Origin of the sequence: Acetobacter sp. KSO5 (assembly GCF_044094635.1) — a bacterium.
Taxonomy (GTDB): domain Bacteria; phylum Pseudomonadota; class Alphaproteobacteria; order Acetobacterales; family Acetobacteraceae; genus Acetobacter; species Acetobacter cerevisiae.
The window spans coordinates 831,373-857,653 of sequence record NZ_CP172014.1; the positions used below are offsets into that span (position 1 = coordinate 831,373).

The following is a 26,281-nucleotide window of genomic DNA, read 5'->3' on the forward strand; positions in this document are numbered from 1 at the left end:
TGCGTAAATTTTTCCGGGATTTTAATCAGTATTTAAGGGTTTCATTTTAAATAACAAAGTCGGACTAAAGAAGTTATTGATTAATAAAAGGTTAAGAGATGACAACGTATTATACGTACGATTCCGCGGGAAATGTTGAGACAACGTGGACAGTTGCACAGCAATATGGCAGCAATGTTTCCGACTGGGACGTAAAGATAACTGATGCCAGCGGGCATGTAATATTAGATCAGAAAGATATCAATCCTGGACTTGATGTTTTTGGAGTAGTGCAGCTTCTTGGCTCCGGATACGTTCTTACGCCGGGGTCAGGTGACTTTACGGTTCTGATAAGTGCACTGAGTGCTCAGACTTTTGTAAGCACCCCGGGTGCAACCGGCAATTTTACGATTGGTGCTGGTGCGGCAGAAACTTCTACCTATTACATCGGTGGAACAAGCTCTATTTCCGGTCTTGCTAATCTTATTACGGGTTCAACGATTAATGTTGTTGGTGGTCAAGTCACATTAACAGGAACAGGGGGCAGTGCCCTTGTGGGAGCACTGAATGGTTCAACTGTTAATATCGAATATGGTGGTACATTAAATACAGGCGCAGCTCTTGCCAGTGTCCTGGAGGGTTCGACTGTTAGCTTCGGGACTGGCGGCGGAACCATCATTATCAACGGTGGTGGAACGGCTATCAGCCTTCTTTCTTCCGGTTCTTTGGCGGCAACAACTTTCCAAAATTATGATCCAGCAAAGGATACAATCGAACTTCAGAATACCACACAGCCAGTGGACCATTATAGTATCGAGAATGGCGGACTGTTTGGGACTAACTCCTCTGAAAAGATTGTCAGGCTTTATGGGGCAAATAACCAGCAAATAGCAGAATACGCAGTAAGCCCTGCTACCGGGGTCGCCTTGAATAATGGCACTTACAATATCAATGGAAGTAATAATCCTCTGGAAATTACTTACAATAACGGAAATACTTACATTGGTGCCTGCTTCCTTGCTGGTAGCATGATCAGCACGCCTAAGGGTGATGTGGCGGTGGAAGACATCAAGCTTGGCGACGAAGTCATTGCATTCGACTGGAAGAGCGGTCGGAATATTGTCCGGCGAGTTGTCTGGACGGGTAAGACACATGTCAATGTCCGCCACGGTGTTTCCGACGATATGTCCGGCTACCCGATCCGCGTTCTGAAAGATGCGATTGCTGACGGCGTTCCCTACAAAGACATGCTGATCACGGCAGAACACGGCCTGTTCTTCGATGGCAAGTTCGTTCCGGCCCGCATGCTCGTCAACGGTCGGTCGATCTTCTACGACAAGTCCATCACTTCCTACGATTACTACCACATAGAAACCGAGCAGCATTCGGTTATCACCGCAGATGGCATGCTGACGGAGAGTTATCTTGATACCGGCAATCGCCATACCTTCCGTCAGGAAGGCAATGTCGTGGCCTTTACGCCGTCCCGCAACCTGAGCTGGGACGATGCGGCAGCACCTCTGGGTGTCAACCGTGAGTTCGTGGAACCCCTGTTCCGACAGGCCGAAGCCCGGGCGCAAGCCGCTGGTCTCACACAGAAGGAACCTGCGGTTGAACTGACCGATGAGGTTAACCTCCACCTTGTCACCGAAACGGGAGCCGTGATCCGTCAAGCCCGCCAGCACAATGGTCGTGTCATGTTCATGATCCCAGCCGACGTGAAAAATGTAAGGATCGTTTCCAATGCCAGCCGCCCCAGCGACGTCATCGGACCGTTCATCGACGATCGCCGCCATTTCGGTGTCGCGGTCGGCGAGATCACGATGGTCGAGGCAAAACGGACCTACTCTGTCACAGCTCACCTGATCGAAAAAGAGCTGGAGGGATGGAATACGCTGGAAACGGAAGACACCCGCTGGACGTCTGGTGATGCTCTGTTGCCGCTCGGTGAGCGTCATCCTAATAGCGCAGCTCTGCTGGCCGTCCAGATCAAGGCAGCTGGTCCTTATCTCAGCACCGATGTCACCGACATCCAATCCACAAAGAGAGCCTGATCGTCAGGCCGTCTTTGAATTGATATGAGACAGGCAGGCCCCGCGCTCTTCCCAGACGCGGGGCTGTCTTTTACCTAATCAGTTATGGATCCCCGCATTCTTCTTCAGTCTGGACAAATATGGACGCTCGAAGATGAATTGCCCCGGGTTTTGTGGAGGCAGCAATAACCGGGGCAATTCATTACTGGTTGCGGCCCATGGTGTCGGTTGCCGGGGAAGGGGATGAGGACGAATTGGGGCGCGGATCTGCGGTGCGCAGGAAGCGGACGGCCAGCGCGCCATACAGGGCGTGGCTGCACAGGGCGCGGGATACACCAAACGCCAGAAAGGCGCTGGCCAGCAGGGCAAGGGTGATCTGCTGGTTGTCACACATTTCCATGACAATGACGGTCGCGGTCAACGGAGCCTGTGTCACCGCAGCAAAATAGGCCACCGTGCCCAGCAGTACCACCGCACCGGGGGATGTGTGCGGCAGATATTGCGCCACCCAGCCGCCCATGCCTGCACCAACGGACAGGGACGGGGCAAACAGCCCGCCCGGAATGCCGGAACAGTAGGACACGATGGTGGCCAGAAATTTTAGTACGAAGAAAGAGGCCGGATAATCCCCGGACCCCATGATGATATCGCGCGCCTGCACATAGCCGGTGCCGTAGGTCATGCCGCCGGACAGCAGGCCGATAATGGCCAGAACCAGCCCGCAGAGTGCGGAGAATGAAATAGGGTGCCGGGCAATGAACAGGCCCATGCGACCGGGAACGCCACGGGAGATACGAATAAGCAGGGCAGAAAAGGAGCCACCGCTCAGCCCACCCAGCACACCGCAGGCCAGCACCGCCAGCCAGCTGACGCCCACCGGCACCACGGAACTGGTATGGCCGAAATAGGTATAGTTCCCCACCATGGCGATGGCCGTGACACCGGCAATCACCACACAGGTCAGCATGGTGCCGCTGGTGCGTTGCTCGTAGGAATGAGCCAGTTCTTCAATACCGAACACAATGCCCGCCAGCGGCGTGTTGAACGCAGCGGCCACCCCGGCCGCGCCCCCGGCTTTGATCAGCGCACGCTGTTTAATGGGGTCATGCACCCCCATAAAGCGCCCGACGGTATGCATGATGGACGCACCGACCTGCACTGTGGGGCCTTCTCGCCCGATAGAGCCGCCTGAGAGCAGCCCGAGGCAGGTGAGGAAAATTTTGGCGAGCGCAATTTTTAGCGCCAGAACCCTGTCAATAATGCGGAAATCATTCAGATGCATGCAGGCAATGGCCTGCGGAATGCCGCTGCCCTGCGCGCCCCGGAACCATGTGCGTGTCAACCATGTGGACAGGGCCAGGCCGCCGGGGGTGACAATCAGCATCAGCCAGGGGCTGAGGGCGATAATCTGGTTGCGGAGCCCCGCAGCCTTATCTGCCAGAAAGGCGAAGGTGACGGCGACCACGCCCACCATGACGGCACCGGACCAATAGATCAGCTTCCGCCGCCAGTTAACCGTGCCGGCCTTCGCCTGGTCCCGTAAATGGCGAAGCTGAGCGGACGTGACGGGCACGCTGGCAGACATGGATAATCCTGATTGGCTGAGAAGACGTAAGGCGTTCTAACACGTCTTTACAACGAGGAAAGCATTGTCTGGTTTTATGCGCGCTCTGTATTAATAAAATGCATGTCAGCCCCGAGTAATATGCGCAAAACGGGACGCTGAACGCGGATCTGGCGGGCAAAACCTATCGTAAAACTGAAAACGCGTTAAACAGATTTTCCCGGCGCGGCGGACTCGGTTGCAGGGCGAGGCCAGAACACAATGCCTTCATGCTTGGCCATGTTGTCCGGCTCGACATGGATATGCACCAGCGTATCGCCCATTTTGGTGCGCAGACCGGCTTCTATCCTGTCACAGATCTGGTGGGCTTCCTCCACCGTCATGCTGCCGGGCACAACCAGATGGAATTCCAGAAACGTGATGGCGCCCACAATGCGGGTGCGGATGTCATGCGCTTCAATCGCGCCGCGTCCATTGGTGGCGATAATGTCGCGGATATCATCCAGCGTTTCCGGGGCGGGGGCCTCGTCCATCAGGCCTGCGATGGACTCCCGCATCATCTCCCAGCCCACGCGCAGCACGTTGATGGCAATCAGCCCGGCCAGCACGGCATCCAGCCAGATCCACCCCGTTAGCGGGATCAGCAACATGCCGACCACCAGCCCCACACCCGTCCAGACATCGGACAGCACATGCTGCCCGCCTGCCTGCAGGGCGGGGGAGCGACGGCTGCGCCCCGCATGCACAAGGGTCAGCCCCCACACCAGATTGACCACTGTGGCGGCCGCGTTGAGCAGAATACCCACATAAGGCGCGCCGGCAGGGTGCGGGTGCAGAAAACCTTCCACGGCCTCCCGCCCGATGACAAAGGCGGTGACCAGCACCAGCGTGCCCTCGGCCACGGCGGAGAGATATTCCGCTTTATAGTGTCCGTATGTGTGGTTGTGGTCTGCCGGACGTTCCGCAACGCTTAGCGCCCACAGCCCCCCTAAGGCTGAGACCACATTGATGATGGTCTCCACCGCATCGGAATACAGCGCCACGCTGCCACTGGTGGCGTAGGCGGCGTATTTCAGCCCCAGTGCAACCAGACTAACGGCCAGACTACACAGGGCGATGCTTTTGTTACTTTGGGGGAGAGGGAGCTGCATGGGCAGAGCGATACCAGACCTTGACCAAAAACGCAGCCGCTTAAACCGTGTGTGGGTCCACCAGATGGCAGGAGGGGTGATAGTCCGCACTTTCAATCTGCACGGTGGGGTGCACGATGCCAAAGCGGGTGCGCAGGGTTGCCACCGTGTTTTGCAGCAGCAGGGTTTCTGTCTGGCCGGCAGGCAGGCTGGCCTCACGGACCAGATGCACCGTGAGCGCGGTTTCCGTCGTGCTCATGGGCCAGATGTGCAGGTCATGCAGGTCCGCAACGCCGGGCTGGCTGCGCAGGAAAGTCTCCACACTGTCCCGGTCCACGGAGCGGGGGACGCCATCCAGCGCCATATCCAGTGAATCCCGCAGCAGGGACCATGTGGCCAGCACCACCACAACGGAAATGGCAAGACTGATAGCGGGGTCGATCCATGTCAGGCCGGTCATCAGCACCAGACCGCCCGCAATCACCACGGCCAGAGAGGTCACGGCGTCCGACGCCATGTGCAGGAAGGCCCCACGAATATTGATGTCGTTTTTCTGGCCGGAGGCAAACAGCAGGGCCGTGCCGCCATTCACCAGAATACCGATGGCCGCCACAATCATCATGGTCTTGCCGGCCACCGGCGCGGGGTGGAACAGCCGCTCGATGGACTCCCATGCGACGCCGCCCGTCACCAGCATGAGGATGACGGCATTAGCGAGGGCCGCCAGAATGGAAGAGCGTCGCAGTCCATAGGTAAAGCGGGCGGAGGGGGATTTGGCGGACAGATGCTGCGCCAGCCATGCCGCCGCCAGTGCCAGAACATCGGAGAGGTTGTGCCCGGCATCCGCCAGCAGGGAGAGCGAGTTGGACAGAATGCCCCACAAGGCTTCCGCCCCCAGATAGACAACGTTCAGCGCAATCCCGATGGCAAACGCCGAACCGAACGAGGCCGGGGTATGCACATGCGCATGCCCGAACCCGTGGTGGTGATGGTCGTGACCGTCATGATCGTCGTGGTCGTGGTCGTGATCATGATCATGCGCCGTGCAGGCGGAATGGTCCGTGTGCGGGCCTGATGAGGCGGACGGCGGCTGAGACATGTCGTGTCCTTGCAGGTTGGCGGAGGCGTGCCCGTTGCGTCAGAACGCTGTCCGGCATAGGGAAGCCCCTTAACTGTCTACCACATGTGATAAAGGTCGCGCCATGCTCAGACTGACCGAACTGCGGCTTCCGCTGGACCATCCCCCTGAAGCGCTGGAAGACGCCATCCGCGCGCGTCTCGCCATTGCGCCGGATGCGCTGGAGCGTTTTACCGTGTTCCGGCGCGGGCATGATGCACGGCGGCGCAGCGCGATCATGCTGGTCTACACGGTGGATTGCGCCGTGAAGGATGAGGCCGCCGTGCTGGCGCGCTACCGGGCCGCGCACCCCAAAGACCCGCATGTGAACATCGCGCCCGAGATGGCCTGGCGTCCGCCGGTGACGGATGGCGCGGCACTGGCCAGCAAGCCGGGCTATCTGCGCCCCATCGTGATCGGGGCCGGCCCATGCGGCTTTATGGCCGCCCTCACGCTGGCGCAGATGGGCCTGCGTCCGTTGATTCTGGAACGCGGCAAGGTGGTGCGGGAACGCACGGTGGATACGTTCGCGCTGTGGCGGCAGGGTGTGTTGACCCCAGAGAGCAACGTGCAGTTTGGCGAGGGCGGGGCTGGGACGTTCTCGGACGGCAAGCTCTATAGTCAGGTGCGTGACCCGCGTTTTCTGGGCCGCCGGGTGCTGGAAGAATTTGTGAAGGCCGGTGCCCCGGAAGAAATCCTGTATCTGGCGCATCCGCATATCGGCACGTTCCGGCTGGTGTCTATGGTGGAGCATATCCGCGCCGAAATTGAAGCGGCAGGCGGTGAATATCGCTTTGGAACCCGTGTGGACGGTCTGGTGCAGGATGAAGGCACGGGCCGTATTAAAGGCGTGCGCACGGCAGAGGGCGAGGTGATTGCCGCAGACCATGTGGTGATGGCTGTGGGCCATAGCGCGCGCGACACCTTTACCATGTTGCAGCAGGCAGGCGTGCAGATGCAGGCCAAGCCGTTTTCCATTGGCGTGCGGATTGAGCATCCGCAATCCGTGATTGATACGGCGCAGTTTGGCACCAGCGCGGGCAATCCGCTGCTAGGGGCGGCGGAATATCGGCTGGTGCATCATGCCAGCAACGGGCGCGGGGTGTATTCCTTCTGCATGTGCCCCGGTGGCACCGTGGTCGCTGCGACATCCGAAGAAGGACAGGTGGTTACCAACGGCATGAGCCAGTATTCTCGTGCGGAACGGAATGCCAATTCCGGCATGGTGGTGGATCTGCGCCCCGGTGAGGATTACCCGGATGATCCGCTGGCGGGCATGGCGTTCCAGCGCCACTGGGAACGCAAGGCGTTTGAAGCGGGAGGCCGGTCCTACAAAGCCCCGGCCCAGCGCGTGGGGGATTTTCTGGCGGGCCGCCCGTCCACCACACTCGGCGCGGTGGTGCCGTCTTACAAGCCGGGCGTGACGCCTGCGGATCTGTCCACCTGTTTGCCGGACTTTGCTGTCGCCGCTCTGCGGGAAGCGCTGCCGTTGTTTGACCGCAAGCTGAAAGGCTTTGCGATGGAAGATGCGGTTATGACGGGTGTTGAAACCCGCACCTCCTCCCCGCTGCGTATCCCGCGCGGCGCGGATGGTCAGTCCCTCAGCACCCCCGGCCTGTATCCTGCGGGCGAGGGGGCAGGGTATGCGGGTGGCATTCTCTCAGCCGGAATTGATGGCATCCGTATTGCGGAAGCCGTGGCGATGGATATTGCCGGAAAAACAGTAGACGGGCTGGGGCTTTAACGGCAGGCAGGGGGCGGGGGTGCCGCTTTTTAGCGGCCCCCAAATCAGCGATGCAGGGCTGGCCTGCCATATTATTGCCAAATGGTATATTGCAAATAATTCGCATCTTCATGTAAGCGGCTCCTACTTTGTGGGAGAAAGAACGCCGTGTCTCGTACTGCCTGTCTTTTCGTCGTGTTGGGGGTGGCCTGCGCCAGCCAGCCTCTTCTGGCCGCTGAACCTGAGAAAAAGGATGCGGCAGGAAAATCGTCCTCCGTCAAAACATCCTCGCAAAAGCCTGCGGCGAAGTCGGCAGCGCATGCTGCGGCAGCTGAGGCTATCAACGTGCAGGGGCGTCGGCTTTCCACATCCGCGTCGTCCGCAACCAAGAGCGATACGCCGCTGATTGAAACGGCCCAGTCTGTTTCCGTCATTACCCGCAATGAGATGAATGTGCGCGGCGTGCTGAGTCTCAATCAGGCGGTGCGCTATACGGCAGGCATCACGCCGGATCTGCGCGGTGGCATTGGCACGCGGTATGACCAGTTCCTTCTCCGTGGTTTTAGTGTTCCTACGTTCCTTGACGGCCTGAAGATGCAGGACAGCCCGACGGGCTATGCGGTGGGGCAGACCGATACGTTCCGGCTTGACCGGGTGGAAATGCTGAAAGGCCCGGCCTCTGCGCTCTACGGCCAGTCCAGCCCCGGCGGTCTTGCAGCACTTTCCAGCAAACTGCCAACCGCGCAGCGCTCTTATGGTGATGTGACCACAACAGGCGGCATGTTTGACCTGTACCGTGTGGATGCGGATGTTGGTGGCTACGCGACCGACAACGGCTCGGTGCGGTACCGTCTGTATGGAACAGTGAACGGCCAGCACACGCAGTTGTCCAAAACGGGTAGCCGTCGCTTTTCCATCAGCCCGTCTTTCAGCTTTGGGGGCGATGGCCCGACCACGCTGACAATTCTGGGTAATTACCAGTATGACCCGGAAAGCGGGACCTATGGCGGTGTGCCGCTGGAAGGCTCCCTCAGACGCGCCTCCTTCGGCTATCTGCCGCGTAACTTCTATGATGGCGACGTAGGGGTTGAGAAATTCAACCGGAAACACGGCTCCTTTACCTATATCTTCTCGCATCGCTTCAATAACGACTGGAGCTTCAACTCCCGCGGGCGTTACGACGATATCAAGGTAGATCAGAGAAGCACCTATGATGCCGGCTATTACAGCAGCCCGGATACGGTGCCGCGTTATGCCTACGGCACCAACGAGCACGTGCACAATCTGGCATTTGACAGCCAGTTTAAAGGGCATGTGAACACCGGCCCCCTGCGGCATACCTTGATGTTTGGCTATGATTACATGTGGCAGCAGGCGGGGGAACTTTACAGCGAGGGTGATGCGCCGGACCTGAACGTGCTGCACCCCAACTACCACATGACGTTTCCCGACATGACTGCGGCGGCCCGGTATAAAGCGGATTCACACCAGATTGGTGCCTATGGGCAGGATGAAATCCACTGGGGCGGGCTGGTGCTGAACGGAAGCCTGCGGAATGACTGGTATCGCTCTCATCAGATCGAGCGTTTTAGCGGGTCTGACACGCGGCAGCGCTCCAGCCAGATTACATGGCGTGCGTCTGGCCTGTATCACTTTGACTTCGGGCTTGCGCCGTACATCAGCTATTCAACATCCTTCCAGCCGCAGTCTGGCCTTGTGTCAGACAATGGCGGCAAGACAATGCGGCAGGCTGACCCCTCCATCGGGAAACAGCTTGAAGGTGGCCTGAAATATCAGATTCCGGGAACGCCGGTTCTGCTGACTGCCGCAGGCTTCCATATTGAGCAGACCAATGTTCTCGTTTCTGTCGGCAGCCTGCCGTACAGCGTGCAGAGCGGGAAAGTGCATTCCGACGGGTTTGAGTTTGAAGCGCATGCGGATGTTTATAAGGGACTGATGGTGACAGCCGCCGTCAGCGTCCAGAAAGTGCATGATGATTCAACCGGCAAACCGCTGATCCAGTCCGGTAAAGGGAATGCCTCACTGTTTGCCTTCTACACCATGCCGTCTGGCCCCATGAAAGGCTTCGGCTTTGGGGGCGGCATGCGCTACACCGCCAAAGCCTATGGGGGGGAGGGCGATAATGGCAGCGTGTGGGTGCCGAACTATGCGCTGTTTGATGGCTCCATCCGGTATGACCTGTCTAACCTCTCCCCCTCGCTGCATGGGTGGACGGCCTCGGCCAGTGTCCGTAACCTGTTTGACAAGCACTTCGTTTCCAACTGTATGGCGTATGCGTCCTACGGTCAGGCATTCTGCTATTACGGGGAACGACGCAACGCACAGGGTAGTATAGGCTTTTCCTGGTGAAATCTGCCGCGGTCATCTTTCTTGCATACGCCGGTGCGGCGCTTCTGAGTTTTTTGACCGCGTATTGTCTGCCGTTATCGCCGGTCAACGCCGTGTTGACCGGCATTTTTGTCGCACTGGTCGGCTGGCCAGTGCTCGCCATGGTCGGCTTTTCTCGCGTGCGTACCGGCTTTCGGGCCGCCATGACGCAAGTGCACGACATGGCGGGCATTTTTACCGGATGGCTGATCTATGTGATCACGCTGTCCGGCACGCTCAGCGTGTTTCGGCCTGAAATCAGCCTCTGGGCACGCCCGGAACTGGGAGCGCGCCCGGTGGACCCGGTCAAGGCGACCGAGGCCGCCATCGGCTGGCTCAGCCGCCATGCCCCGCAGTCCTCAGCATGGTACATTACCCCGGCACGAGAGCGCGCGCCGTTCAGCTGGGCGGCATGGGATCAGAACGGCGCATTTCTGCAACGCGCGCTTGATCCTGTGACCGGCTCCCCCGACACCATTCGGGATACGCTGGGGGGAGATTTTTTCTATAGGTTCCATTTTGAACTTCAGTTGCCCTACCCTTGGGGGCGTCTGCTTGCCGCGATTGCAGCCCTTGCGCTGGTGTTCGTGCTGCTGACAGGAATTGTTGCGCACAGGCGGATCTTTCTGGATTTCTTTACCTTCAGACCCAAAAAAGGACAGCGCAGCTGGCTGGACGCGCATAATCTGGCGGGGGTTGCAGCGCTCCCATTTCACCTCACCATTGCGCTGACCGGCGCTGTCACGCTTGGCACCCTCCTGATGCCTTGGGCCGGGATGGCGCATTACCGGGATGCCTCTGCGTTTGAGGCTGCTCTGGCTCCATCCCTGTCCGCCCGCACGCCTACCGGCACGGCAAGCACACTGGCTCCCATTGGTCCGGTTCTGGCGGAAGCGGCCGAGCGTTTGAAAACGGAGGGGATGAATCAGGTCTATGTTTACAACCCGTCCGACAGCGCTGCGACGATCGTCATTATGGGGGATAATAATGACCGGATTGCCTTTGGCACCCATATCCTCCGCTTTGATGGCAAAACGGGAAAACTGCTGGCTGACACGCATGAGCAACGCCCGGTTGTGACGGCCTTTGCCGTGCTCTACGGGCTGCATGTCGCGCATTTTGCACCACTTGCCACCCGCTGGCTGTATTTTGGGTCGGGTATTCTGCTTCTTATTGTCACGGGAAGTGGGCTGAGATTATGGATCAGACGCCGCCTGCGCCGAGGGGATAGCATCCGTCTTGTCCTGCTTGACCGCGTTAACGCCGGGATGGTGGCGGGCACGCCTGTTGCCTTCGCCGCATTTTTTCTCGCTAACCGCCTGCTGCCTGTCACGCTGGCTGACCGGGCCACGCGGGAGATACAGGTGGTCTTTGCGGTATGGTTTCTGCTTTTGCTGCTCGCAGTAATGATACCTGCCCGGACAGGTTGGCGGATTTTTGTGGGTATGAGTGTGGCGGTTTCTGGCTGTATCGTGCTGCTCAGCGCGCCCTGGGCAGATGGTGTGGAGCGTGCTGTGTCTCTCGTCGCACTTTGTCTGGCAGGCTGTTGCGTTCTGGCACTTCGCTCCATGAAGGCAGATCAGAATGGGTTCTGACGGACTTTGTACAGCCCTGCAATTTTGTGGGGTTTTCCTGATCTCCCTGCACCCTGCAGGCGCAAAATGGACCGGCATCTTGCTGCTGTGCGCCAGCCTGTGTCTGGAAATCATGCGGTCAGACAATGCGGCTTTTGCTGTTGTGTTCTGGGTTTTGGGTCTGGGCTTTGCCGTGATTGTGGCGGCTTTGCTGCGGACTGGGAAAAGGATGGTGGAGACACGGGACGGGGTTTAATGCCCGGTTCTGCTACCGCTCAGCAAACTTCTCCACCAACTCCGCAAACCGCTTCGGCGCGTCAACATGCACCCAATGGCCCGCGCCGCTGATGGTTTCCAGCGTATAGTGCGGGAACAGGCGGCGCATGGCGGGGTAGTTTTTGGGCTGGATGTAGGGAGAAATCTCACCGCGGATAAACAGGGTCGGGCCATCATACTGTGTGCCCGGTGGCAGCTCCGGCCAGCTCATAATGGTGGGCAGGGCCGTCATGATATCCGCAAGGCCAATGCTCCAGCCGGGATTGTCGCCCAGCCGCATGTTCTGCACCATCATCTGGCGGATCGCTTCACTGGGGATCAGCGGGCGCAGCAGGGCGTCGGCTCCGGCGCGGTCTAAGTGCGGGGGGAAGTCCAGCGTTTCCAGTTCGGCCGGTACGTCCATGCGGGTAAAGCCGCCCTCGCCGGGGGCAATGTCCACCACCAGCAGGCTATGCACGCATTCCGGGTGGCGCAGGGCCAGCATCATGGCTGTCTTGCCGCCCATGGAATGGCCCAGCAGCATGGCGGGCAGGGCGTTATGGTGTTCCAGCGTTTCCCGCACATCGTCCGCCATAATTCGGAAGCTCATGGGGCCGTGGGGGCTGTCCCCGTGGTTGCGTAAGTCCAGCGCCAGCGTGCGGCGGGTGGCGGCCAGCCGACGCTGCACAAAACCCAGATTGCGGGCCCGGCCAAACAGTCCATGCAGCAGAACAACAGGGGGAAGAGGCGTTGCCTCGGAGGACACGTCGGGGCCCCGTTCAATCACGTTCAGCAGCACGGCGTGTTTTATCCTTTCAAAAACAAGGCTCTGGAGAGCTGGTCCGGCGGAACTTTCGCTTATCTTTCCCCCAAAGGCGAGGGGGCAGGGGCAGTTTTTTCTTCACCTTCCTGCGAGACTTGCAATGGTGAAGAGGGTGGCATGCGCTGGGCGGGAACTTTTGGGCGTATGGAGGTTTGAACCGGAACCGTCTCCATGAGGCAGAGCGCGTCTGCCGCATGTCTGTGCGCCAGGGACGGAACAGAAGAAGGACGGTTTTTATGCAACGCTGCCTCGTTATCCTGAACCAGCCTGATCAGGCTGTGGTCCTGCTCTCTCTCGCGGCGTCCCTGATCAAACAGGTGGGAGGGGACCGGATTGATGTGCTTGCGGCCCGCGAGCCACCCCATGACGGCCGGGGCCCGATGGGGCTGACCGATGAGGGCGCTTTTGTCATGCGGCAGGACCAGCGGGAGTGGGCGGCCAGCCTGCATGCAACCTTTCATCAGTGGCTTGAGCAGGAATATGGCTCCCCGGCGGACCGGCTTTCTGCTGTGGAGGTCAACTGGCTGGACCCGGAAATTGCCGTGGAGCGGATTATCAACGGCTATGGCAGAGATGCCGGGCTGATCCTCCTGAGCTTCCCCGACCGCAGGGACAGTGAGCAAAAACACCGGGCGCTGCGGTCTGCCATTTTTGAGACAAATCGCCCGCTGCTGCTGGTGCCGCCGTTCTGGGACCGCCCGTGCGGGCGCACTGTGCTGATGGCCTGGCGGGATTCCCCGTGTTGCCGCAGGGCCTTTACGGCCTCCCGCATGCTGCTGGCCCATGCGGAGACTGTGACCGTTCTCTCTCCGGAAGGGGAAATCATGCCCCCGGATCTGTTGCCCGGCATTGCGTATGAAAGTGCGCATCTGCCGCATCGGCACGGGACGGATGCCGTGGCGCAGCAACTGCTGGACATTGCGCAGGATGAAAAAGCCGATCTGCTGGTGATGGGCGGCTACCAGCATGGCATGTTGTATAACCGGATTATGGGAAGCGTGACCGAGTATATGCTGCACCACCCCAATATTCCGGTCTTTCTGCATCATTAAAGGCGATGGGCTGTGTAGGAGAGTGGCCCGCTTCTTGCTAAAGTGGAGCTATGGATATCGCTTTTTCCCGCCCGGCGTCGCGCCGCTGGCCGCTCTGGCACGTCGCGCTGCTGGTGCTGCTGCCTGTTCTCGTTCACCTTCCTGAGCTGATCGGCCCCGCCCTGTTCGGGCAGATGACGTCCGACCCGCTTTCCGTCCTTTCCGTGGCGACCACCACCCGCCGGGACTGGCTGGAAGGTGGTCTGCTGCCCGGTCTGCCCGGCTGGATTGATGGCTGTGCGGGTGTGATTGTGCAGGCGCTGGGGCATCTGGTGGCGTCTGACTGGCGGCAGGGGATCCTGCCCTGGTGGAACCCCTATAGCGGGGTGGGGATGCCTCTGGCGGGTGAGTATCAGCCTGCCGCGTTCTTCTTGCCGTTTGTCCTGCTGCTGGGCTTTCCCGGTGGTTTACTGCTGATGAAGATTGCTCTGCAGATTGTCGCCGGGCTGGCGATGTACGCCTTTCTGCGGGCCTTGCGTCTGGATAAGCGGGCCGTGCTGCTGGGCGCAGTGCTCTATGCGTTTAACGGCACGTATGCATGGGCTTCGGATGGGCCAAGTCAGCCGCTGGCCTTTTTGCCATTGGTGCTGTTTGGGATTGAGCGCGCCAGAACGCATGTCGGCGTGGGTGGCTGGGGCTGGCTGGCCGTCGGGCTGGGCTATCTGTTGCTCTCCGGCTTTCCGGAAACAGCGTTTCTGGTGGGTACACTGGGCTTGTGCTGGGCGGTGTTGCGACTGGTGCAGCAACCGGCTGCAACGCGCCTGCCTTTTGCCTTGCGCATTATGGCCGGTGGGGCTGCGGCCCTTTTGCTGGCAGCACCGCAGCTGGTAGCCTTTGCCGACTTCCTGCGGGACGCATGGATTGGCCCGCATGCAGGTGTGCTGGACGCCGCTTTACCGCAGGCCAGTTGGGCTATGGCGCTGTTCCCTTACATTAACGGCCTGTTTTTTTACGGTGGCGCAGAGCAGTTTGGCGCATGGTGGGCCATGGGCGGCTATACCGGGCTGGTGGTGCCCTGGCTGGCGCTGGTTGCCCTGTTTGGCAAACGCGAGCGTCCGGCACGGCTGATGCTGGCAGGCTATGTTCTGGTGTGCATGGGCAAGCAGGCCAACCTGCCGATTATCACCGGGCTGGTGGATCTGTTGCCCGGTGTGGGCCGCACCATTTTCTATCGTTTGTGTTTTCCGTCGGAACAGGCCGCGCTTATTCTACTGGCGGCCTTTGGGCTGGATGATCTGTTCAGTCTGCCTGCCGCGTTTACGTCCACGCAGATTAGGACTGTTTTCAAAAAGCCTGTGGCATGGGCGAGTGTGGCACTTGCAGCGGCAGCCTTTGGCGCATGGCGGCTGAACGGCCCGACGCGCGACGCGCTGCGCAGTTATAGCCACGGCCCTGTGCCAACATGGGGGTATGAGGCCGGGTCCGTTCTGCTGGGGTGTGGCGTTGTTGCGCTGTGTGCTGCGGGTTTTCTGGGGTGGGGCCGCTGGCGGTCCGCGCGGGTCCGTGTGGCGCTGGTGAGCGCGGGCGTTCTGGGTGAGGCGCTCCTGCTGTTCTGCATCCCGTTGCTCTGTGTGCGTGCGCCCTTACCGCGCAACACGCCCTTGCTGAACACTGTGCAGCGGGAGCTGGGTTTACAGCGTTTTGTGACCATGGGGGTGATTGCCCCCAACTACGGCGCGTATTTCCGTCTGCCGTCCCTCAACCATAATGGTGTGCCCATGCCCAACGCATGGGTTGAGCGGATGAAGCATGATTTTGGCCCGGATGTGGATGCGGTGACGTTTGATGGCATTACGCCCAACCGCCCCGGCGGCCAGTTCTTTCTGGCGGAGACACTGGCCAAAAGGCCGGAGGTTTTTGAAAAACTGGGTGTGGCGCTAGCGCTGGTGCCGCATGGCTTCCCGTTGCCGGGCAGTGAGGCGCTGGCTCCTGAAAACCGTTTGAAGCTGATTTATGCTGACCCGACAGCCGATGTGTATCGTCTGCCCCATGCCGCTTCATATTTTGAGGCTGGCCCCGGATGCAGCGTGCAGGCGCATACCCAGACCGAGGTGCAAACGCAGTGCGCCGCGCCGTCTTTCCTCATCCGGCGAGAGCTGATGATGGCGGGCTGGACAGCCAGCGTAAATGGCCAGAGCGTGGTGCCGTCGGTTGAGGATGGTCTGTTTGAGCGCATTGCCCTGCCTGCGGGGCGTGCCGATATTCGGTTCAGCTTTACGCCGCCCTTCATGGCGTGGGGCTGGGCTGGTTTTCTGGCGGGGCTGGCTTTGCTTGGGTTGGGCTTTGCCGGTGGCCGACAGATGCGTGGGGATGTTGTGGCCCTGCGTGATGCCGGTGTGCTTGCAAGAAGAGCGTAAGTGGTGTTGCGTGGTGAAGTGTCCTCAGGAAGTATAAAATAGTTTTTAATATCTCCCTGCCGTCCAGTTTTTTGTATTCGGCAGGCGGATGTTTCTTGGTGGTAGAGGCCTTCCGGGAGAGTATGCGAAGGCACGGAGCCTGTGCTTCCTGTCTGCTCTGAGGGGGCCGATTTTAAGGCGCTCGGCTAACGCCTTCTGAATTTCATAATGAAATTATCAGCAGTCTTTAAAAGAGTGTGCCGCATGGCAGATGCGATGTGGGCATCGTAAAACGGGAGGGGGAGGAAGCCTTAATTCCCCCTGATAACGACCCCGTTACGGCTGAGTGATGACTCGCAAAAAGATGTAAGCGGGACTGCTATGCACAAGCTGAATTTGCGAATCATTATCATCCGCTGTTATGGCAAAGCATCTTCATGCTCTTCATTTGCAACAGGCTGCTTCATCCATGAGTAAACACACTATTCGGCGTCGCCTTCACCCGGCGCCTCTGGCCTTTGGTCTGGCTTTGGGATGTGGTTCGGCTTTCCCGGCCATGGCGGCGGATGACGCTACGGGAAAAGAGCCTGTTCTGCCCCCGCGCACACCGACTGACGCTACAAAAGCCGCGACAACAAAAGCCGCACAGCCGCAGGCCGTTCTGACCAACCCGAAAGGGAAGGGGCCGGAACTGGTTAAGGAAAATGACGGCTCAGAGTCCGAACACTGGGTTGTGACGGCCTCCCCCATGAACACGCTGCGCACGCCCATTGGCATCAGCCGTATGCCGCAGGATGTGCTGCACACGCCGCAGACGATTGATGTTGTGCCGCAGCTCCTCATGCAGCAGCAGAACGTCAAGTCACTGGATGAAGCGCTCAAGAACGTGCCGGGCATTACGGCGTCCGTGGGTGAGGGTGAAGGCGGGATGGCGGGCGATCAGTTCCTCATCCGTGGCTTTGCCGCCCAGAATGATATTTATGAAAACGGCTTGCGGGACTTTGGTGTTTATACGCGCGATTCTTTTGATTATGACCATGTGACGGTCATCAAGGGGCCATCCTCGCAGGTGTTTGGTAACGGCACCACGGGGGGTGCGATTAACATCACCACCAAAACGCCGAATGATCAGAACCATATCGGGGCCAGCTTCTCCGGCGGGAGCGGGGCTTATTACCGTGGCACGCTCGATTTCAGCCATAAGATTACTGACACCATTGCCGTGCGCGTAACCGGTATGGGGAACGAAAATGATATGGTCGGGCGGGATGCCGTCTACTCCCATCGCTGGGGTATTGCGCCGTCCATTATTTTTGGTCTTGGTAAAAAAGTTAATTACACCATAGAGTATTTCCATCAGACGGATAATCGTATTCCGGATTATGGTGTGCCTGTGGTGACAAAGCCGGGGGCCTCCTACGGTAAACCGGTGACGGAATATGGCGTGCGGCGCACCACCTGGTATGGCACGACGTTTGACCAGGATGATTCCAACGTTGATATGCTGACAGGCCGCCTGAAGTGGGAAGTTAACCCGCACATTACCGTCTACAATGATACACGCGGCGGGATGTATAGCCGGTATTTCTCGGCATCTCAGGAAAGCTGTAACGCGACCTGCACCAGTGCTCTTTTCTCATCCCACCCGGAAACCGCTCTTGTTTCCCGTATTGGCGGGGTCGGTGGGCCTAACCCGTACCAGCAGGATGACTGGTCGGTGCAGAACGTGTCCTCTGCGGTGGCCAACTTCAATACAGGCGGCATCAAGCACCAGATGATTGCCGGTGTGGATATTGAGCATATTTATGATCGCCGCCGGAACTATGCGTATAACAATCCTTCAGCACGCCAGTGGGCGAGCCTGCTGAACCCGACGGCCTATGTTCCCGGGCTGGATGTGGGGGTGGGCTCCCTGAACCCGAACAATCTGGTGAACATTCCTAACGGCGTGGGCAAAAAGGAATGGAAAACCAGTGCTGCGACAGATGTTGGCGCGTTCTTCTCCGAGCAGGCGTGGCTGACGCCGTGGTTCTCGGTTAAGGCCGGTTTCCGGTGGGACCACTGGAGCAGCAATTATAATGCAACGGGCGGTGTCGCCACGACGCCGGATACGCATCTGGGCCAGAAGCAGGATACGTTCAACCCGAATGTCAGCCTGATGTACACGCCGAACGACCATGCAATGGTGTATTTCAACTGGGCTGAATCCACCACGCCGATGGGCCTTTACGTCACCAACAGTTCTGAGCCGCTGTCTCCCAAGAATTCCAAATTTCAGCCGGAGCGCAGCAGATTGTATGAACTGGGGGCTAAATATTCCGCGTTCCATGACCGGATTGGCTTTACGGCATCCGTCTTCCGTCTGGAAAAAGGCAATTCCATGCTGACCGACCCGAGCACCGGGACGGTGACGGACTCTGGCGATACCCAGCGCAACCAGGGTGTGGAACTGAGTGTGTCCGGCCAGATCCTGAAAAACTGGAACATGATTGCCACATATGCCAAGTATGACAGCAAGACGACGGGCGGCACGGCGGCGGATATTGGCAAGCAGGTGCAGTATGTGCCCCGCAATCAGGCAACCGTGTGGACCACATATGAAATTGCGCCCAAAAAGCCCTATAACCTGACTATGGGTGGTGGCGTAACCTGGCGTGAAGGCGTGTTTCTGGACCCGGCCAACACGGCCCGTGTCCCGGCAAACGTTGAGTTTGATGCAGTGGTGTCACACCAGTTTGGCCCGAACTGGAAAATAGCCATGAACGGCTACAACCTCGCCAACCGCCTGAACTACGGCAACCTGTTCAGCAACCGCGTAACTCCCTCAGTTGGCCGGTCGTTCCTGTTTAATCTTTCTATGACTTACTAAGACAGCACGCCCTACCGAGCAGGCACTTTATGCCGGGCAGAGCCACTATCAGGCTTTGTCCGGCATTACTTTTTGTAGGGGTGCTTTGCTGATCAGTTTTTAAAAGACGTCAGCGTTTTACGCTCAGTCAAAATACCTCACATACAGGCCAGAACAGCGTTTTCTGAAAGATGATGCAGATAGCCCGGAACCGGGAAATGCGGCGAGGTATGGCACTGAGCTTCCTGAGCAGGTGTGGGAGCGTTGACAGGCCAGTCGATATTTCCGGTTTCGTGCAGCAGTCCTTTGATGGACCAGGGGACAAGAAGGGTGGAGCGTGCGTAAGCAGTTGGGTTGGGCACAACAGAAAGGGATGCCGGAGGCTGGTTCTGATTGAAGGCTTTTACATCTGTGATCAGCGACCAGGCGACATTCATGTCCCAACGGTTTTCCTTGAGCTGGGTTGTCAGGAAATCATTTGAGACCATCATGGAGTGAAGGGAAAAGACCAGCATGAGCCCGGCCAGAACCCGGCTAAGCATACCGGAAATGCCGCTAATCCAGACTATCCAGAGCGCGACAATGAAATAGCTCCCCAGCAGTGTGCGCGGGGTGGGTTCCCAATGTTCCAGAATAGAAAGAGGCAGCAGCACAAGCGCGTATGAGGCCAGAGCCGCGAGAAAGGTCAGGCCGGTAGACAAGCTGCGCTTGAAAAACGCCATTACGCTGAGGCCAGCCAGAACAATCGTTAAACAGATTTTTGCACTGAGATGCTGTGTATTAAGATCCAGAATGAATTTTGTAACATCGTAGATATCATGCAGTCTTTGTGAAAGACCTGAAAGATGCAGTAAAGCGCCTCTGTGGTCCCAGTCATTTTCACCAGCAAGATGTTTGGTGGCTGCAAAAAGAAGCACATATAGCATAACGCTGCAGAAAGGAGCCGCAAAAATTTTGCTGACAAAAGCAGCAGAAAATCTGGTGCCTTCATAATTCTCTTTGACCACGAGAAAAGCAGCATACACGAAAATGAGAATGACGAAAATCTGATAACAGCCAAGCGCAAGCGTAAAACAAAGAGATGACAGAAAGATATTTATGAAATCAGATTTGGCATTCATATATTTTTCATGAAAATACAAGCCAAGCGCAATAAAGGCAAAGCCGAATGCCGTGTTAAATGTTGCTTCGCGGTAGTTTAACAGGGTCGCCATGAAAGGACTGGAGGCAATATACGCGCCTGCCGCAGCCAGAAGCCAGCGGTTGAAGGTTTGAGGTGTGCAGGTATCGAGAATATAGGTGATGAGAAATGCGTAAAGAACCAGCGCAAGGCACTCAAATCCAAATCCGACATTGAACATGCTCAGATGCAGAGAGTTCATGAAATGGACGATAAGCCCCTCTGTGAAACGCCCCTGATTGAGGAAAAAGGCTGTGGGGAGAAATGTGCTGCCCGTCAAAAAATCATCAGGTGTATAGCCGGGAAGAAGGACTTGACCAAAGCTGAACAGGGATGCGGACAAAACCGCTACAAAAAGTATGATAAACGGTTTTTCTGTTATTTTTTGCATGAGGTTCTGGTCCTGTGTGTGTTTTTTGCACATTCTTGAGTGTGTTTGAGTATGGGAGTTGGTATTTTTACTTAAATATAAGAAATTATTTTTGGGAATTTTCAAAATAAAAAGTAAAATTTTTATTTGGTCTGATAAACTTTCCTGACAAGATAGATAGGGCGCTGTTTTGTTTCCATATAGATGCGCCCGATATATTCTCCCAGCATCCCGATACTGATGATCTGAATGCTGCCAAAGAACGTCACGGCAAAGAAAATTGAGGCGTAACCCGGCACGGAGTTGCCCATCAACAAGGTACGCCCCACGATAAACAAACCGTATAAAAGCGCGCAGGCAGCGCCTATGGTTCCCAGATAGGTCCAGATCCGAATGGGAAGTGTCGAAAAGCTGGTCAGGCCTTCAAGCGCAAAGTTCCATAATGCCACCCCGGAAAACTTTGTCTCGCCAGCGTTGCGGGCGGCGCGCACATAGTCCAGCGTGACAGTGCGGAAGCCGACCCACGCATACAGGCCTTTCATGAAACGCTGGCGTTCGGGAAGTTGCTGGAGCGCATCGACTACACACCGGTCCATTAAACGAAAATCCCCAACATTGGAGGGGATTTTGATCTTGGAGAGGCTGTTATGCAGCGAATAAAACCAGGAGGCCGTCAGGCGTTTGGCCGCACTGTCTGAAGAACGATCAACGCGTCGGCCCAGCACAACCTCAGCCCCCTTTTTCCATGCGTCTATCATGGAGGGAATGAGTTCGGGCGGGTCCTGCAGATCGGCATCAATGACAATGACGGCGGCACCGGTTGCGGTATCCAGACCGGCCGTCATGGCGGCTTCCTTGCCAAAATTGCGGGACAATTCAACAACCTTGAACTGACTGTCCTGAACAGAAAGTGCGATCAGCCGTTTGAGGGTGTCATCTCTGCTGCCGTCATCCACACAGACAATCTCCCACTCCGTATCGGGAATGGCAGCGAGAATGGGGGTAATGGTCTGGGCGAAGAGGTCAACGCTTTCTCCTTCGTTATAAAACGGCACAACTAAAGAAATTAAGCTTGGCATTGACGACCCGTTATCCCTGACCGTGATGTTTCAAAGTGTGCTCTGCCCGGAAGAAGGACGTGCTAACTTGTCTGCAGGAATGCTGTTCTGCAGGCAGTGGGGACTATGCAACACGGGAACGACCCGGGCAACCTGCAGGAAGAGGAAACGCGTTGCTTTCAGGCAGGGATATCATGCTCTATCTGGTGTTCGGAGTGTGCGGGGGTAAGCAACGCAGCTTTTTCATCCTGACTGATAAAGCTTTCCACATGGAAGCGGGGGCGTTGTTTGGTTTCCAGATAAATCTTACCAATATATTCTCCAATGATGCCGAGTGAGAGCATCTGGACCCCGCCCATGAAGAAGATGGACAGGATGATGGAGGGCCAGCCTGCCACGGTGTTGCCGTTGAACTTCCGGACCAGCACATAATACGTCGCGGCCAGAGAAAGCAGGCAGATAAAGAGCCCTCCTGCAGCAATCAGCCGCAAGGGGGTGACGGTCATGGACGTAATGCCTTCCATCCCCAGAGCGAGCATTTTATGGAGTGGGTATTTGGATTCACCTGCCGTGCGGACGCCGCGGGCATAGCGTATCTCCGTGGAGGGAAAGCCCACCAGCGGTACAAGGCCGCGAATATAGGCATTGCGTTCCGTATAGCGCAGCACCCCCTCTACCGCGCGCTGGCTGAGCAGCCGGAAGTCGGCATGGTTGAAGACCTGCCTGACCCCCATGGCGGCCATCAACCGGTAAAAGCCTTCCGCCGAGGTGCGCTTGAACCATGTATCGCTCTGGCGGCTCTCCCGTACGCCATACACAACGTCATATCCGGCACGATAAGCCTCTACCATGCGGCGGATGGCGTGAATGTCGTCCTGAAGATCGGCATCAATGCTGACTATGGCATCCGCTTGTGGGGCCGCAGTCGCCAGACCGGCCAGAAGGGCGGACTGATGGCCCTCGTTACGGGAGAGCTTCAGGCCCTGTACGCAGATTTCTTCCGCACAGGCTGTCTTGATTTGCGTCCATGTGGTGTCCCGGCTGCCATCATCGATAAACAGCAGAAAGCTGTCCGGCTGCACCATCTGGTCCTGCACCATAGTGTAAAGCAGTGCGCCCAGCTCCTGCTGGCAATAGGCAAAAACCTCTTCCTCATTGTAGCAGGGCACGACAATGGCAAGCCGCGGAGCTGGGCGCAGGGGGGCAGGCATAAAGAGAGGATGTCCTGTTTGATGTATAATAAAAATCCAACTGAAATTATAATACCATTCTCAGGTTCGGGTTGCGACAACAGGCTTCTAAAACTGTTGTGCAGTTGCAAACTGAACACAGTCTGAGAAAATCTGCTGTTTACAGGTATAGTGCTTCCGGATGTCCTGCTTTTATTTTTGCAGCACTTTCCGGGCAAACCAGAAACATGCGGCGCAGAAAGCGGCCAGTCCCAGCATGGCGGGGGCTCCGGCGGGCAACCATGGGGCCAGGGAGAGGACGTCATCCCGCCCCAATGCGCCGGACAGGACGGCGAGTGCTACGCCAATCAGGCTTTCTCCCACAATAAAGCCGGAGGCGATCATGGTGCCGATGCTGGCGTCATGCTCTGTCACGGTTTCCGGCAGACGGTCGGCCTCACCAAAGCCGCCGGTCGTGCTGCGGCGTTCCTTCAGCTTGCGGTTCAGCACCCAGCCCAGAACAGCGCCTACTGCCAGCGTGACGCTCACGGACGCGGGCAGGTAGATGCCCACCGCCACACCCAGCGGCGGCAGGGCCAGATGGCGGCGGCGCAGCAGCAGGTCCAGCCCGATCAGCACAGCGCCCAGCCCGAACCCGATGGAGAGCATGCTCCAGTCCAGCGACTGCGTAAAAATCCCCTTCGCAATCATGGCGATCAGCGCGGGCTGCGGGGCGGCCAGCGCGTGGGCAGGGTCCATGCCGGGGCGCGGCATGGGGGCACCGGCAAAGCCGTAAGCCTGATAAAGCAGGTTGAGCACTGGCGGGATGACAGCAGCGCCCACCACGCACCCCGCAATCAGCGCCACCTCCTGCTTCCACGGGGAAGCCCCGACAAGCTGGCCGGTTTTCAGGTCCTGAAGGTTGTCGTTGGAAATAGCGACGATCGCGGTAATGGCGGAGAGCAGCAGGATGGTGAAGCCGGTCGCCAGCGTCTGGCCGTCTGCCATCATTTCCGCAGGCATCAGACCGAGGGATTCCAGCCCCAGAATCATCAGCGCGCACAGCACGGCGGCAATAATGATAATGCCGGAAATGGGGGAGGAGGATGAGCCGACAATGCCCGCCATGTAACCGCAGGCGGCGGCCATCACAAAGCCGAACACCACGCAGAACAGCACCGCCGCGCACACGGCGGGCCAGATGCCATGCGCCATAGGAGCCAGAAAGGCTGCAAACAGGCCGCCCAGCATCAGAACAGTCACACCCAGCAGGGCGATCATGGTGCGGGGGGAAAGGTCACGGTCTGCATCCGGTACCACGGAGCCGCTGCGGCCCCGGAACACGCTGCTCAGCCCGCGCAGAACCGGGCCTATCAGTTCGATCAGTGTCCACAGGGAGGAAATGGCAATGGCCCCGGCCCCGATAAACCGGACCTTATGCAGCCACATTGCGTTGGCGAAGGCCGCGGCATCCAGATGCTCCGGGTTGGGCATGTGGGCGGTCAGCCAGGGCACGCCAAGGCCCCATGCCAGCACGCAGCCCAGCAGCATGGCCAGCCCACCGGCCAGCCCCACCAGATAGCCAGCACCGAGCAGGGCAAGAGACAGGCCGCCGGTAAAACGGAACACGGCTGCCCCGGCAACGCCGGTGACGCTCACGGTATCGGCCAGAAGTTGCAGCCCGCTACAGGCAAAGGAGAAGAGTCCGGCGACAACGCTGCCGCCTATCAGGGCGGAGAGGCTTTTGCTGTTCCCGTTCTCGCCCCCGGCCCGCAGGATTTCCGCTGCCGCCACGCCTTCCGGGTAGGGAAGGGCGCTTTCCGTCACCAGAGCGCGGCGCAGAGGGATGGTAAACAGCACGCCCGCAATGCCCCCGGCCAGCGAGAGGCCCGCCGTCTGCCAGAAGGGGAAGCTGTGCCAGAAGCCGGTCATAATCAGGCCGGGGAAGGTGGCGAACACGCAGGAAAGCGTGCCCGCTGCCGAGGCCTGACTTTGCACCATATTGTTTTCCAGCAGGGTGCTGCGCCCCAGTGCGCGCAGCACGGCCATGGAAATGACAGCAGCCGGAATGGAGGAGGCAAAAGTCAGCCCGATCCGCAAGCCCAGATAGACATTGGAGGCGGTGAAGACGACGGTAATCAGCGCCCCCAGAATCAGCCCGCGCACAGTCAGTTCACGCACGGAAGGGGTTTGCAGGGGGGATGGAGCGGTCATACCCGGAGCCTCGCAGCAGCATCAGACATCATGAAGCGCTTCGATACGCTGCCTGATGCCGCTTGTCTCCCCTGAATGAACCGGAGAGGCAATGAGATAGGAAAAGATGGTGGGAAAGCCACAGCGGGGCCGGGGCTCAGCTCGGTTCTCCCATCAAATCGCGGGCATGATTGGCCAGCCGGTGCAGGCCGGCAACGGGTGCGTCAGAGACGAGACTGACCCCAAGCCCGTCCTGCGCCCAGAGGTAGCCGGGAACATGCCGCATGGGCCGCATGGGGGCCGTTACGTCTACCCGATACATCGGCCGCACAAACAGGGAGAGGCGGACACCACGCTCATTCGTGTAGAAAAACAGGCAGGCAGGACCATGATCGGTCGTAACAAGCTGGCCGCCTGTAAGCTGATAGCCTGCATTAGACAGATCCGGCGGCTGGACCGGCCTGCCCAGCACGCTGCCACCCCACGCTGCCAGTTGCGCCACACTGCCTTTTGCGATCGCGCTGCCTTTGCCCGCCGCCTGCACCATGGCGGCTTCCTGCTCAACAGACGCCAGCCCGACCGGCACCTGTCGGTCCCGCAAAAACCATCCGCCACCAAGCCCAATGGAAAGTGCAAACGCAATGGAGGCCGCCATCTGCGGAAGACTGAAACGTCGCACCCTGCGTTCTCTCAGGCGGGCAATATCAAAGCGGGCGGGGATCGGCTCGCGGAGGTCTGTATCCAGTGCGGCCCGCAAGCCGTCACGCTCCTGCCGCCATGCCATGACACGGTGCCGTGCCTCCGGGTGGCTTTCCAGCCAGAGATCCACCTGTTGGCGACGTTCGGGGGAGAGAAAATCATCGACCCAGGCGTGAAGGTCATCCTCGGTCACAGGGCTGTCGGGGTGCGTCATTTCACCCTCCTCAGGATGGGACGTTTTTCATGGCCTGCCAGATCATGCAGGGCAGACCGGGCGCGGGAAAGGCGGGACATCACGGTGCCGACCGGCACACCGAGGATTTCCGCCACCGCCTGATATTCCAGCCCTTCAACCCCCACGAGCAGCAGCACCTGCCGATGGTCATCGGACAGACGCCCGAAGGCCTGCGTCATGTCCTGCCATTCAAGATGAGGAATTTGCCCTGCTTCCTGCAACGGCTCAGGGAAAGAGGTTTCTGCCATGGGCACCAGACGCCGGACACGCCGCCACCGGCTGACGTTCAGGCGGTAAGCGATAGTAAAGAGCCAGGGGCGTAAATCGGACCGATCCCGCACCTGATCCATCCGGGTCAGGGCGCGTTCCAGACAGTCCTGCACCAGATCGTCGGCGTGATGCGGGTCACGGGTCAGAACCCGCGCATACCGTCTCAAAGCCGGAATAACGCTCTGTAGTCTGATGGTCTCGTCATCGTCCAACCCGGCTCTGCCCCTCACACGCTTCATCTCCTGA

General features: G+C 58.4%; 18 protein-coding genes. 8 read left to right on the top strand and 10 right to left on the bottom strand.

What is annotated here, in order from left to right; all coding sequences use genetic code 11:
- Positions 1-98: 98 nt before the first annotated feature.
- Positions 99-2,033: a Hint domain-containing protein gene (locus tag ACHQGU_RS03850; RefSeq protein WP_395495939.1), complete on the top strand. Its 1,935-nt coding sequence runs from the start codon at positions 99-101 to the stop codon at positions 2,031-2,033.
- Between the two features lie 181 nt (positions 2,034-2,214).
- Here the strand turns inward: ACHQGU_RS03850 and ACHQGU_RS03855 are convergent, their stop codons facing one another.
- The 3 genes from ACHQGU_RS03855 to ACHQGU_RS03865 form a co-directional block, all read right to left on the bottom strand.
- Entirely contained in the window at positions 2,215-3,597 is a 1,383-nt protein-coding gene (locus ACHQGU_RS03855) for a chloride channel protein (protein ID WP_062144217.1), read from the bottom strand.
- Positions 3,598-3,782: 185 nt separating this feature from the next.
- A complete protein-coding gene (locus ACHQGU_RS03860) occupies positions 3,783-4,727 on the bottom strand; it encodes a cation diffusion facilitator family transporter (protein WP_395495940.1) in 945 nt (314 codons plus the stop codon).
- 40 nt (positions 4,728-4,767) lie between these two features.
- Positions 4,768-5,805, bottom strand: coding sequence for a cation diffusion facilitator family transporter (locus ACHQGU_RS03865; protein ID WP_395495941.1), 1,038 nt, complete (start codon positions 5,803-5,805; stop codon positions 4,768-4,770).
- Positions 5,806-5,908: 103 nt separating this feature from the next.
- Between ACHQGU_RS03865 and ACHQGU_RS03870 the strand changes: the two genes are divergently transcribed.
- From ACHQGU_RS03870 to ACHQGU_RS03885, 4 genes are all read left to right on the top strand, one after another.
- Positions 5,909-7,567, top strand: a complete 1,659-nt coding sequence (locus ACHQGU_RS03870) for an NAD(P)/FAD-dependent oxidoreductase (RefSeq protein WP_395495942.1) — start codon at positions 5,909-5,911, stop codon at positions 7,565-7,567.
- 147 nt (positions 7,568-7,714) lie between these two features.
- The gene (locus ACHQGU_RS03875; protein WP_373687444.1) at positions 7,715-9,916 is read left to right on the top strand and encodes a TonB-dependent siderophore receptor; all 2,202 of its coding nucleotides are present in this window, start codon (positions 7,715-7,717) and stop codon (positions 9,914-9,916) included.
- A gap of 92 nt (positions 9,917-10,008) precedes the next feature.
- Positions 10,009-11,529: a PepSY-associated TM helix domain-containing protein gene (locus ACHQGU_RS03880; protein WP_395495943.1), complete on the top strand. Its 1,521-nt coding sequence runs from the start codon at positions 10,009-10,011 to the stop codon at positions 11,527-11,529.
- On the top strand, positions 11,519-11,764 hold the full coding sequence (locus ACHQGU_RS03885) for a hypothetical protein (RefSeq protein ID WP_279183915.1): 246 nt from the start codon (positions 11,519-11,521) through the stop codon (positions 11,762-11,764). The genes ACHQGU_RS03880 and ACHQGU_RS03885 overlap by 11 nt, the downstream gene beginning before the upstream one ends.
- A 12-nt stretch (positions 11,765-11,776) precedes the next feature.
- On the opposite strand, the gene ACHQGU_RS03890 is transcribed toward ACHQGU_RS03885, so the two are convergent.
- A complete protein-coding gene (locus tag ACHQGU_RS03890) occupies positions 11,777-12,562 on the bottom strand; it encodes an alpha/beta fold hydrolase (RefSeq protein WP_062143682.1) in 786 nt (261 codons plus the stop codon).
- Positions 12,563-12,822: 260 nt separating this feature from the next.
- Between ACHQGU_RS03890 and ACHQGU_RS03895 the strand changes: the two genes are divergently transcribed.
- The 3 genes from ACHQGU_RS03895 to ACHQGU_RS03905 all read left to right on the top strand — a co-directional run bounded on the left by ACHQGU_RS03895 (position 12,823) and on the right by ACHQGU_RS03905 (position 18,882).
- A complete protein-coding gene (locus ACHQGU_RS03895; RefSeq protein ID WP_062143679.1) occupies positions 12,823-13,638 on the top strand; it encodes a universal stress protein in 816 nt (271 codons plus the stop codon).
- A gap of 50 nt (positions 13,639-13,688) precedes the next feature.
- Entirely contained in the window at positions 13,689-16,034 is a 2,346-nt protein-coding gene (locus ACHQGU_RS03900) for a hypothetical protein (protein ID WP_395495944.1), read from the top strand.
- A 448-nt stretch (positions 16,035-16,482) separates the two neighbouring features.
- A complete protein-coding gene (locus tag ACHQGU_RS03905) occupies positions 16,483-18,882 on the top strand; it encodes a TonB-dependent siderophore receptor (protein ID WP_253556156.1) in 2,400 nt (799 codons plus the stop codon).
- A 137-nt stretch (positions 18,883-19,019) separates the two neighbouring features.
- Here ACHQGU_RS03905 and ACHQGU_RS03910 read toward each other — a convergent pair whose 3' ends face one another.
- The 6 genes from ACHQGU_RS03910 to ACHQGU_RS03935 all read right to left on the bottom strand — a co-directional run bounded on the left by ACHQGU_RS03910 (position 19,020) and on the right by ACHQGU_RS03935 (position 26,274).
- Entirely contained in the window at positions 19,020-20,537 is a 1,518-nt protein-coding gene (locus tag ACHQGU_RS03910; protein ID WP_395495945.1) for a glucosyltransferase domain-containing protein, read from the bottom strand.
- Positions 20,538-20,554: 17 nt separating this feature from the next.
- Entirely contained in the window at positions 20,555-21,490 is a 936-nt protein-coding gene (locus tag ACHQGU_RS03915) for a glycosyltransferase family 2 protein (protein ID WP_395495946.1), read from the bottom strand.
- Positions 21,491-21,648: 158 nt separating this feature from the next.
- Positions 21,649-22,680, bottom strand: coding sequence for a glycosyltransferase family 2 protein (locus tag ACHQGU_RS03920; RefSeq protein ID WP_395495947.1), 1,032 nt, complete (start codon positions 22,678-22,680; stop codon positions 21,649-21,651).
- A 171-nt stretch (positions 22,681-22,851) separates the two neighbouring features.
- Positions 22,852-24,852, bottom strand: coding sequence for an OPT family oligopeptide transporter (locus ACHQGU_RS03925; protein ID WP_395495948.1), 2,001 nt, complete (start codon positions 24,850-24,852; stop codon positions 22,852-22,854).
- A 136-nt stretch (positions 24,853-24,988) separates the two neighbouring features.
- Positions 24,989-25,744: an anti-sigma factor family protein gene (locus tag ACHQGU_RS03930; RefSeq protein WP_395495949.1), complete on the bottom strand. Its 756-nt coding sequence runs from the start codon at positions 25,742-25,744 to the stop codon at positions 24,989-24,991.
- Complete coding sequence (locus ACHQGU_RS03935) at positions 25,741-26,274, bottom strand: RNA polymerase sigma factor (protein WP_395495950.1); 534 nt, start codon at positions 26,272-26,274, stop codon at positions 25,741-25,743. Before ACHQGU_RS03935 ends, ACHQGU_RS03930 begins: the two co-directional genes overlap by 4 nt.
- Positions 26,275-26,281: the final 7 nt, after the last annotated feature.